We start from the raw sequence: 10,537 nt of genomic DNA on the forward strand, positions 1-10,537 counted from the left end.
CGATCGCGGCCGTACGGCCGCGACCGCCCGGCGGCCCGGGGCGCGCCGGCGCCCGCGGCGCCCGGACGGCGCGCCGCGGGCGGGACGGCAGGCCCGGCCGCAGGGCTGCGGCCGGGCCCGGTCCGTACGGCGGGTGGCGTACCGTACGGCCCCTCCCCGGCCTACGGGAGTCCGCGGTCCAGCGCGTTGAACAAGGTGCCGTTCGGCAGGTCTCCGGACATCTCCCAGACCATCCCGCCGAGCAGCCCCTTCTGTCTGATGTACGCGGTCTTCTGGTCGATCGCCCAGGTGTCGTCGAAGGACCACCACTGGCCGTTCGCCCCGGTGTACCCGTACGTGGCCACGGACTGGGTGTCGTGGTGCACGGTCATGTTGGGCACCATGGCGACCAGGTTGTCGTAGCCGCGGTTGCCGGCCTCCTCCTGGAACTGGCCGGGCGCGGCCCCGTTGGCGCTCTGCCACTCGCCGTTGGCGCCGCCGTCGGCCACCTGCTGCCAGCCGCGCCCGTAGAACGGGAAGCCGATGGTCAGCTTGCGCGGCTTCACGCCCGCGTCCAGGTAGTGCTGCACGGCGCCGTCGATGCTGAAGTCGTTCGGGTACGGCGACTGCGCGTCCGGGTACAGGTTGGCCTGGTGGCCGGTGCGGTTGGGCTCCCAGGAGTTGTCGCTGCCGGAGCCGTGGAAGTCGTAGCCCTGGACGTTGGCGAAGTCCATGTACGTGAAGATCTCCTTCAGGTCCCAGCCGGCGTCGATCTTCTTGGGGTCGGCGGGGGTGAAGGCGGTCAGCAGCTTGTGGTCGCCGCCCAGCGCGTCGAGCTGCCGCCGGAACTCGGCGATCAGCGCGGTGTTGTTGGCCTTGTCGTCGGTGGACCAGTGGTTGCCCGGGTGGCCGTCGGGCGATCCCGGCCACTCCCAGTCCAGGTCGATGCCGTCGAAGATGCCGGCGGCCACGCCGGGGCCGCCGGCGCCGTTGTACGCGGGCAGGTCGCCCTTGATGTACATGTCGATGCAGGACTTGACGAACTTCTCCCGGGAGGCGGGCGTCTTGGCGACGTCGGAGAAGTACTTGGAGTAGGTCCAGCCGCCCAGCGAGATGAGGATCTTCAGGTGCGGGTGCTTGGCCTTGAGCTTCTTGAGCTGGTTGAAGTTGCCGCGCAGCTTGCCCCAGCCGTCGTCGGCGACGCCGTCGACCGACTGGCCGGCGGGGAAGGCCCGGCCGTAGTCGGCCTCGGCGTCGCCGGCGCCGTCGCCCTGGTTGGGGTCCTGCGGGTTCGGCGTGGTGCCCTTGGTGACGCCGTTGAGGCAGGTGAGGTTCTGCGGGTCGATGTTGGCGAAGGCGTAGTTGATGACGTCCATCCTGGCGGCGGCGCCGGAGGTGTCGAGGTCCTTCACGAAGTACTGGCGGCCGTAGATGCCCCACTGCACGAAGTAGCCGACCTTGGCGTAGCCGCCCTGGCCGACGGCCTCGTCGGTGGTGACGGTCAGGGTGTTGCTTGCGGGCGAGGGGTTGTCGGCGGCGTCGCGGGCCCTGACCGTGAAGGCGTACTGCGTCGCGGGCGTCAGCCCGGTCAGCGTGGTGGTCAGGGTGTCCGCGGGCACGCTGGCGACCAGCGCGGAGCCGCGGTGGACGTCGTACGCGGCGACGCGCTTGTCGTCGGTCGCCGCGTCCCACCGGAGCGCCACGGTGCTGGACGTCACGGCCGTGGAGCGCAGGTTGGGCGGCGCCGTGGGCGGCACGGTGTCGGTCGCCGGGTCCACGGTCGTCGCGGTCACGGGGGCGCTGGGCGGGCCCTCGTTGCCGCGGGAGTCCTTGGCCCGGACGGTGAACTGGTAGGAGGTGGCGGGGGTCAGGTCGCGGACGGTGGCCTGGGTGGTGGCGCTCGCCGCCACGACGGCACCGCCGCGCAGGACCTCGTACGAGGTCACGGGGAAGTCGCCCTGCGTCGCCGCGTTCCACTTCAGCGTCACGGTACGGGCGGTGGTGTCGGCGACGCCGACGCCGCCCGGTGCCTGCGGGGGCACGGCGGGGCTGCCGTCGCACTTGTCGCCGTTGATCAGGCAGCCGGTGGGCGCGGTCATCGGGCCGCTGCCGGTGAAGGTGTAGCTGTACGGCTCGGTGTTGCGGCCGGCCGGGACGCGGGCGTTGTAGTACGCGGGCGTGACGGTGACGTGGCGGCCGTCGACCTGCGCGGTGCCGTGGGTGTGGTTGCTGATCGACACCCCGGCCGGGAGGTCGAACTCCAGCGACCAGTTCTCCACCGCGGCGGTGCCGGCGTTGGCCACCACGAACTTGCCCGTCCACGACGAGCCGCTGCCGGAGCTGCTGAACGTCGCGGTCAGCCCGGCCTGGGCGCTGGCCGGCGGGGCGAGCGTGGTGAGCCCGGTGAGCGCCAGCGCCAGCACGGCGAGGACGGCGAGCAGGCGCCGGGACACGGGGAACGATCTGAGGCGTAAGGGTGCGGCTCTCTGCACGGACACGGCTCTCCTTGTGGGGAAGACGGCGTCCACCCGCGCGGCGGGGAGTTCGCGTGCTCGGGTGGTCGGACGCGAATCGTGCGGTATAGACCTCTAAGACAGCCCCAGGTCGCGAACATGTCAATGCGAGCGGCGGGAGCGCCGGACCGTACCAATCCGGGCGGCCGGACGACTCCGCCACGCTCCGGTGCACCGAAAAGGACTGGACCAATCCCTCTAAATTTTACCGTCCCTTGACCCGCGCACGGCCCGATTCACCCCCGGACGGGGGCCGTCGGCGCACCGCTCAGATCCAGCCCTGCTGCCAGGCCCGGTGCGCGGCCGCGTGCCGCGAGTTGGCGCCGAGCTTGGCCATCGCGGCGGAGAGGTAGTTGCGTACGGTCCCGGGCGCCAGGTGCACCTCGGCGGCGATCTCCGCCACCGACGCGCCGGTACGGGCCGCGCGCAGCACCTCCAGCTCCCGGTCGCTGAGCGGGCAGTCGTCCTCGGTCAGTGCGGCGGCGGCGATGTCCGGGTCGACGTAGCGGCGGCCGGCGGCGACGTCCCGGACGATCTCGGCGAGCCGCGCCGCGGGGGTCGTCTTGGGCACGAAGCCGCGGACCCCCGCGGCCAGCGCGCGGCGCAGCACGGCGGGCCGGGCGTGCCGGGTGACGATGACGACCTGGGTGGGCAGTTCCGCGCGGATCTCCTCGGCGGCCGTGAGCCCGTCGGTGGGCGGCATCTCCAGGTCGAGCACGGCGATGTCGGGGCGGTGCTCGCGGGCGCGCAGCACCGCGTCGGTGGCGGTGGCCGCCTCGGCGACCACGTCGAGGTCGTCCTCCAGCGCGAGCAGCGCGGCGAGCGCGCTTCTGAGGAGGTCCTCGTCGTCGGCGAGGAGCAGCCGGATCACCGGGCGGCGCCGTTCGCCCGGCCCGGCAGCGAGGCGACGACCTCGAAGCGGTCGCCGTCGCGGGCCCAGGTCAGCTCGCCGCCGGCAGCGCGCAGCCGCTCGGCGAGGCCGGGCAGGCCGGAGCCGCCGTCGGCCGGCCGGGCGGCAGCGGACGGTTCCGGTGCGCCGGCGCCGTCGTTGCTGAACCGCAGCCGCGCGAGCCCGCCGGCCAGCCGGTAGTCGACCTCGGCGCACCGGGCGCTGCTGTGCCGGAGCACGTTGGTGGTGGCCTCCCGTACGACCAGGCCCAGCAGATGGCGCGCGGGCGCGGCGCGGCCGGCGGCGACCGCCGCGGGGTCGAGCGTCATCCGGGCGTCGATGTCGGCCGCGGCGAGCACCCGGGTGGCGTTGGCGATCTCGTCGTCGAGCGTCGTGCTGCGGTAGCCGTGCACCACCGCGCGGGTGTCGCGCAGCGCGTCGGCGGCCAACTGCCGTACGTCGCACATCTCGGCGGCGGCGCGCGCCGGGTCGCGCTCCGCGAGCCGGGCGGCCAGTTCGCTCTTGAGCGCGATGACCTGGAGGTGGTGCCCCTGGATGTCGTGCAGGTCGGCGGCGAACCGCAGCCGCTCGTCCTTGACCGCGACCTCCGCCTCCAGGCGCCGCGCCCGGTCCAGCCGCCCGGCGACGTCCCAGGCCCACAGCGGCCCGAGCAGCATCCAGACGCTGAACGCGACCAGCCCCGCGGGGAAGAGCGCGGCGTACACGAACTCCCCGTCTCCGGCGGCGAGGGCGACGCTGCCCCCCGGCAGCGTCGCCAGCGCGATCGCCCCGCCGGCGAACGCCAGCCGGCGGCGGCCGGTCAGATACGTGGCGCCGATCGCCACTGCGATCGCGGGGGCGAGGCCCCACAGGCCGTAGTTCTGCCGCACCAGCGGCAGGACGGCGAGCACGGCGGTGGCGGCGAGGTCGGCGGACAGCCAGCCGCGCGGCGGGCGTACGGGGCCCGCGCCGTCCGGGTCCTGCGGTGCCAGCCGCGCGCTGAGCAGCACCGCACTGGCCACCGCCGCGACGGCGAGCGCCGCCACGGCAGGGGCGCGGGCCCACGCAGGCACGTCGCCGTCCAGCAGCCAGCCGCCGTACAGCGGCAGCAGGCACAGCACGGCGGTGCCGGGCACCGCCCACCACGTGTAGCGGCGGAAGCCGGCCAGCCCGGTCCCGCGTTCGCTCTCCCCGTCGCGCACGCCGACATTGTGGCAGCAGCGGCGCGCCGGCGGCCCGTGCCGTACGGCCCGTACCCGCATGACAGATGTCATGCGCGGAGGTGACGGCGGCACGCCCGGACGTGCGGCTTCGGCACTACTGGCGGGCCCGCGGCGGCGCCAGTCTGGAACGGCGCCGGGATACCCCGGCCCCGTACCCCCGAGGAGATCGCAGTGCAGACACCCGTCGAGACCGCGGCCCGGCCCGCGGCGCAACAGGGCCACGGCTGGTGGCACTTCGCGCGCCACTACGTGGAGATGGTGGTGGCGATGGCCGCCGGCATGCTCGTGCTCGGCGCGCTGGTCCGCGGCGGGCTGGCGCTCGCCGGCTTCGAACTGTCCGCGGAGCGCCACCCCGAACTGGCGAGCCTGGAGATGGCGTTCGGCATGTCGGCGGGCATGACGCTGTGGATGCGCCACCGCGGCCACGGCGCGCGGGCCACGGCCGAGATGTGCGGCGCGATGTTCGTGCCCGCGGCGGTGCTGTTCCCGCTGCTGTGGCTGGGCGCGGTGCAGCCGGACTCGCTGACGGTGCTGGAGCACCTGGCGATGCTGCCGCTGATGCTGCTGGTCATGCTGCGCCGCCGCGCCGAGTACGGCGCCTGACCCCGCCCGATCCCCCTTGCGTACCGAGGAGTCTCAATGATGAAGTCAAGCTGCTTGCGTGACCGGTGGGGCGGAGGTGAACGTTCGTCCGTCACGCAGCAGCGCCCAGAGCACGCTTGCTCGTCGGCGGGCCAGGGCGATGACAGCTTGGACGTGCTTGCAGCCCTCGCCGCGCTTCTTGAGGTAGAAGTCCCGGTTCGGGCCTTCACGGATGATGCTGGTCTGCGCGGACATGTAGAAGACGCGCCGCAGGCGGCGGCTGTAGCGGTTGGGCCGGTGCAGATTGCCGGTGCGGCGTCCGGAGTCACGCGGGACGGGCACCAGCCCGGCCGCCGAAGCGAGGTGGCCGGCATCGGCGTAGGCCGACAGGTCGCCGGCCGCGACGATGAACTCGGCGCCGAGTATCGGGCCCATGCCGGGCAGGGACTCGATGATCTCGGCCTGCGGATGGCTGCGGAACGTCTCGCGGATCTGCTTGTCGATCCGCTTGAGCCGGTCGTCCAGGGCCAGGATCTGCCCGGCCAGGTCGGCCACGATCTGCGCGGCCACATCCTCGCCGGGCGGCGCGGTCTGCTGGGCCTGGGCCGCCTCCAGGGCGGTCCCGGCGATCGCGTCGGCGCCGCGCACGCTGCGGTTGGCCAGCCAGGCCGTCAGCCTTGCCCGGCCGCGGCGGCGGATCGCGGCCGGTGTCTGGTAGCCCGTCAGCAGGACCAGCGCGCCTTTGTGGGCGGAGTAGTCGAAGGCATGTTCCAGGGCGGGGAAGACGCCGGTCAGCACGTCGCGGAGCCGGTTGATCATCCGTACCCGGTCGGCGACCAGGTCGGTGCGGTGGGCGGTAAGCAGCGCAAGGTCGGCCGCGAGCTGCGCGGGCACGTCGATCGTGGTGAAGTCCCGGCGGTGGCGGGCCGTCTCGGCGATGACGTAGGCGTCGCGGGCGTCGGTCTTCGCCTCGCCCCGGTAGGCGCCCGCCATGCGGTTGACCGTGCGGCCGGGCACGTAGACGGCCTGCTGGCCGTGCGCCGCGAGCAGCGCCAGCAGCAGCGCGGAGGACGTGCCGGAGATGTCCACCGCCCAGTGCACCTGGTCCGCCAGGGCGAGGATCTCCCCCAGCGCGGTCAGGATCGCCGACTCGTCGTTGTCGATCTTCTTCGACCACAGCGTGGCGCCGGTGTCGTCGACCACCGCGGCCCAGTGGTGGCCCTTGCCCGCGTCGATACCGGCCCAGACCCGGGCCTGTCGCTCACTCACTCGCCCCTCCTCGTTCCGTACAGCATGCCGCCGGCCCGAGGAACACCCCGCTGTCATCTCCGTAATCAGCGACCGCACACAGCGCGCACATCTCAATCAGCAGCCAGGGCGCCCCGGAGAACCGGACGGCCACTCCTTGGAAGCCACTGAAGGCAAGAACCCATAAGCCACATCCGGCCCTCCCGGGCCGCCCAACAACTTACGGAGTTCCCATGTCCGTGACGACGTACCCGAAGACCCCCGCCGGCGAGAGCGCCCCCGCCGGGAATGGCCCCGCGCGGGCGCTGCTGCGCCGCTGGCCGACGGCGCTGGCGCTCGCGCTGACCGTGCCCGGCCTGTTCTCCGGCGGCGACGGCGACCCGGGCGGCGCGGCCGACGCCTTCGGCGAGGCGCTGCCCCTGCTGCCGCTGCTCTACCTGATCGTCACCCAGGCGGGCCGGCCGCGCTGGACCTGGCCGGCCCTCGGCGCGGGCGTCGCGGCGATGGTCGCGCTGCGCACGACAGGGCTGGTGGCGCCGTCGACCGTGCTGGTGGCGGCCGCGGCGGGCCTGCTGCTGTGGGGCGCCGTCCGCGGCACGCCGCACGGCGGGGCCGTCTTCCGGCTGCAGAGCGCGGGCGCGGTGCTGTGCTGCGGGCTCGCGGTGGCGGGACTCGCGGTGGACCCGGACCTGGGGCGGTATCTGGTGGCGGCGGGCTGGCTCTTCCACGGCGTGTGGGACTTCGTCCACCTGCGGATGCGCAGGCTCGACGGAATCGTGTCGCCGACGTTCGCCGAGTGGTGCGGGGTCGTCGACGTGGTGATCGCCGCCGAACTGCTCTTCGCTCACTGACGGTACGGGCCCGGTGGTGCGCGGCGCCCCCGCCGCCGGGTCCGGCATGTCCGCGTACGGCCACGGGAGGGGTCCCCGGGCCCGCGTGTGAGGCTGGGGCGCCGGCGAGCGGACCGCGGTGGTCCGTCGCGGCCTTCGGTGATCCGGCGGTGCCCGCGGAGGGGAGTACGGCGTGGCAGGGCGGCGGGAACGGCTGTTGTCGAGGCCGGGTGCCCGCGCGCAGCAGCGCGGCGGGATCCAGTCGCTGGCGATGACGCCGGACGGGCGCCACGTGATCACCGGAGGCGGCGACGGGGTGCTGCGCATCTGGCGCCTGGCGCCGTGGAAGCTGCTCGGCGATCGACACGTACGCGAACATCGTCAGGTCGGTCGCGGTCACACCGGACGGCGCGCACGTCGTGGCCAGCGGCCACGGCACGGTCGGGGTGTGGAACCTCAGGACCGGCGAGCCGGTCACCGGACCGCTGGACGTGCACCGGTACATGGGCGAATGGGGCATCACGCTGTCCGTGCACGCCGCGCTCACGCCCGACGGCGGGCGGATCGTCACCGGCGGCGGCGAGGGGAAGGTGCACGTGCTCGCCCTGGAGAGCGGCGTCCCGGCCGGGCGGTCGATCCAGGCGCACAAGCCGGTCGCCGCGGTGGCGGTCACCCCGGACGGCAGGAAGATCGTCAGCACCGGGCACGAGGACGGCAAGGACGGCGTCCTGCGGATCTGGGACCTGGCCGACGGCAGCCCGGTCGGCGGCCCGGTGACGGCGCACCGGCGCTTCGTCACGGCGTCCCGCAACACCGGCGTGCGCCAGGTGTGGAACATGCCGCCGCCGGCGAAGGGGGCGTAGCCTGCGGCTTCATGGACGAACTCGCCGCGCCCGCCGGGCGCCGGGCCCGGGACCTGGGGCTGGTGGCGGGCCGGCTCCCGGCCGGTCCTTACGGAGCGATCACCGACGTGCCGGGCGTGCGCGTGGGCCACGTGACGCTGCGCGAACCCCCGCTGCTGCACAGCGGCGTCACGGCGATCGTGCCCGAGGACGTACACCCGGGGGCGCCGCTGCCCGCCGGGGTGTTCGCCGGGAACGGGTACGGCAAGCTGATCGGCAGCACGCAGCTCGCCGAGCTGGGCGCGCTGGAGACACCCGTACTGCTCACCTCGACGCTGTCGGCCTTCCGGTCCGCCGACGCGCTCGTCGGCTGGATGCTGGAGCAGCCCGCCTGCGCGGACGTGACGAGCCTCAACCCGGTCGTCGGCGAGTGCAACGACGGCGTGCTGTCGGACATCCGCGCCCGGCCGGTACGGGACGAGCACGTGCGCGCCGCGCTCGACACGGCGGCCGGCGGCCCGGTCGCGGAGGGGTGCGCGGGCGCGGGTACGGGAGTCGCGGCGCTGGGCTTCAAGTCGGGGGTGGGCACGGCGTCGCGGCTGGTGGACATCGGCGGGCAGGGCACGTGCGTCGGCGTCCTCGTCCAGGCGAACTTCGGCGGCACGCTGCGCGTCCTCGGCCGCACCGTCACCCCCGCGGACCTCGGCGTGCCCGGCCCCGGGGCCACGCCCGGGGCGGGCTCGTGCATGGTCGTCGCGGCCACCGACGCGCCGCTGGACGCCCGGCAGTTGACCCGGGTGGCGCGGCGGGCGGTCTTCGCACTGGCCAGGACGGGCGCGGCGTACGGGCACGGGAGCGGCGACTACGCGATCGCCTTCGGCGTGCGGCCCGGCGGCCCGCCGCCGGCGGACGCCGGTCTCGACCCGCTCTTCGAGGGGGTCATGGACGCCGTCGAGGAGGCGGTGCTCAACTCCCTGCTCGCCGCCACCACGACGACGGGCCCGGCGGGCCGCACCCGGTACGCCCTGCCGGCCGGCCGGCTGCTCCGGCTGCTCGGCCGGCGCTGAACGCCGGGCCGGGCCGCCGGAGTCTCAGCGGTCGCGGTCCGCGCACGCCGCGTCGTCCGCCGGTTCCGGGGCGGGCCGCGGGGCGGTCCCGGGATCGTTCCTGACGTCCGCCACCGCGCGGCGGCGCTCCCCCACCGCGGGGGCGAGGAAGATCGCCGTGGCGACCAGCGCGAGGACGGCGATCATCGCGGAGCGCAGCCCGTAGTGGTCGCCCAGGAAGCCGAGTCCCGGCGGGCCGACCAGGAAGGCCGCGTACGCGATCATCGCCACCATGCTCACCCGGGCCGTCGGGTTCGGGCCGGAGTCGCCGGCGGCCGAGATGGCGACCGGGAAGCCCAGCGAGGCGCCGAGACCCCAGAAGAGGACCGCGGCGCCGGCGGCCACCGGATGGTCGACGAAGATCACCACGACCAGCCCGAGGGCCGCCGAGATCGCGCTGGTGCGGATCACGAGATAGCGCCCGAACCGGTCGATGAAGAAGCCGCCGCAGAAGCGGCCGACGGTCATGGCGGTGGCGAAGCCCACGTACACCAGCGAGCCCAGCGCGGCGTCGAGGTCGTGGCCGTCGACCATCAGCAGCGGCAGCCAGTCGGTGGCCGCGCCCTCGGCGAGCGCCATGGCCAGGACGACCGCGCCGATCAGCAGCAGCCGGGTGTCCTTCCACAGCGGCCGCCCGCCGGCCGCCCCCTCGCTCCCCTCGGCGGCGTCCGCCTCCGCGGCTGTGGCCGTCCGCTTGCCGACGCCGCCCGGTACGTCACCGAAGGAGGCGAGGAAGACGGCGAGCGCGACGCCGGACATGATGATCAGGTGCCACTGCACGGGGAAGCCGGCGGCCGTGGCCAGCATGCCGAGGCTCGCGCCGAGCACGGTGCCGAGGCTGAAGAACCCGTGCAGCGCCGTCATCACGGACCTGCCGAGCAGCCGCTCGACCTCCGCCCCCTCCACGTTCAGCGCCACCTCGCCGGAGCCGCCGCCGAGGCCGAAGACGAAGAGCCCGGCGGTGACGAGGGCCGCCGACGAGGCGAGCGCCCCCGTCCCCACCCCCGCGACCCCGAGCGCGATCAGCACCGTGCCGCCGCCGATCACCGGCCGGGTGCCCATCCGGGCCACCAGCGCCCCCGAGCTGGCGATGCCGATGGTGGAGCCCACGGACAGGCCGAAGAGGATCAGGCCCATCTCCGCCGTGGACGCCCCCAACTCGTCGCGGACGTCCGGGGTGCGCGTGACCCACGACGAGAGTGACAGCCCTGGTATGAGGAACATCAGGGACAGCGACAGGCGCCGGCGGCGCGAGGCGGTGGCCATCGGGGGCTCTCTTTCGAAACGGTGACTCGTCAGCGCCGGGGCGACGGCCGTGCGGGCAT

Annotated in this window: 9 protein-coding genes; 4 read left to right on the forward strand and 5 right to left on the reverse strand. The window is 74.4% G+C overall.

The window, feature by feature from the left end; genetic code table 11:
- Positions 1-161: 161 nt before the first annotated feature.
- The 3 genes from CXR04_RS01190 to CXR04_RS01200 all read right to left on the reverse strand — a co-directional run bounded on the left by CXR04_RS01190 (position 162) and on the right by CXR04_RS01200 (position 4,655).
- Positions 162-2,477 (reverse strand): glycosyl hydrolase family 18 protein, encoded by a 2,316-nt coding sequence (locus CXR04_RS01190; RefSeq protein ID WP_101420050.1) that lies wholly within the window; start codon positions 2,475-2,477, stop codon positions 162-164.
- A gap of 283 nt (positions 2,478-2,760) precedes the next feature.
- A complete protein-coding gene (locus CXR04_RS01195; RefSeq protein ID WP_101420051.1) occupies positions 2,761-3,363 on the reverse strand; it encodes a response regulator transcription factor in 603 nt (200 codons plus the stop codon).
- Positions 3,360-4,655 carry a sensor histidine kinase gene (locus CXR04_RS01200; RefSeq protein ID WP_234379974.1) on the reverse strand — a complete coding sequence of 432 codons (1,296 nt, stop codon included), beginning with the start codon at positions 4,653-4,655 and terminating at the stop codon, positions 3,360-3,362. Before CXR04_RS01200 ends, CXR04_RS01195 begins: the two co-directional genes overlap by 4 nt.
- 120 nt (positions 4,656-4,775) lie before the next feature.
- Between CXR04_RS01200 and CXR04_RS01205 the strand changes: the two genes are divergently transcribed.
- The gene (locus CXR04_RS01205) at positions 4,776-5,207 is read left to right on the forward strand and encodes a hypothetical protein (RefSeq protein WP_199850361.1); all 432 of its coding nucleotides are present in this window, start codon (positions 4,776-4,778) and stop codon (positions 5,205-5,207) included.
- A 45-nt stretch (positions 5,208-5,252) separates the two neighbouring features.
- On the opposite strand, the gene CXR04_RS01210 is transcribed toward CXR04_RS01205, so the two are convergent.
- Positions 5,253-6,455 carry an IS110 family transposase gene (locus tag CXR04_RS01210; protein WP_101420053.1) on the reverse strand — a complete coding sequence of 401 codons (1,203 nt, stop codon included), beginning with the start codon at positions 6,453-6,455 and terminating at the stop codon, positions 5,253-5,255.
- A 212-nt stretch (positions 6,456-6,667) separates the two neighbouring features.
- Between CXR04_RS01210 and CXR04_RS01215 the strand changes: the two genes are divergently transcribed.
- The 3 genes from CXR04_RS01215 (at position 6,668) to CXR04_RS01225 (ending at position 9,173) form a co-directional block, all read left to right on the forward strand.
- Positions 6,668-7,285, forward strand: coding sequence for a hypothetical protein (locus CXR04_RS01215; RefSeq protein ID WP_101420054.1), 618 nt, complete (start codon positions 6,668-6,670; stop codon positions 7,283-7,285).
- A 398-nt stretch (positions 7,286-7,683) separates the two neighbouring features.
- Complete coding sequence (locus CXR04_RS01220) at positions 7,684-8,127, forward strand: WD40 repeat domain-containing protein (protein WP_234379975.1); 444 nt, start codon at positions 7,684-7,686, stop codon at positions 8,125-8,127.
- A gap of 11 nt (positions 8,128-8,138) precedes the next feature.
- Positions 8,139-9,173 carry a P1 family peptidase gene (locus CXR04_RS01225; protein WP_101426129.1) on the forward strand — a complete coding sequence of 345 codons (1,035 nt, stop codon included), beginning with the start codon at positions 8,139-8,141 and terminating at the stop codon, positions 9,171-9,173.
- 24 nt (positions 9,174-9,197) lie between these two features.
- On the opposite strand, the gene CXR04_RS01230 is transcribed toward CXR04_RS01225, so the two are convergent.
- Complete coding sequence (locus CXR04_RS01230; RefSeq protein ID WP_199850362.1) at positions 9,198-10,478, reverse strand: MFS transporter; 1,281 nt, start codon at positions 10,476-10,478, stop codon at positions 9,198-9,200.
- Between the last annotated feature and the right edge of the window lie 59 nt (positions 10,479-10,537).

Origin of the sequence: Streptomyces sp. CMB-StM0423 (assembly GCF_002847285.1) — a bacterium.
Taxonomy (GTDB): domain Bacteria; phylum Actinomycetota; class Actinomycetes; order Streptomycetales; family Streptomycetaceae; genus Streptomyces.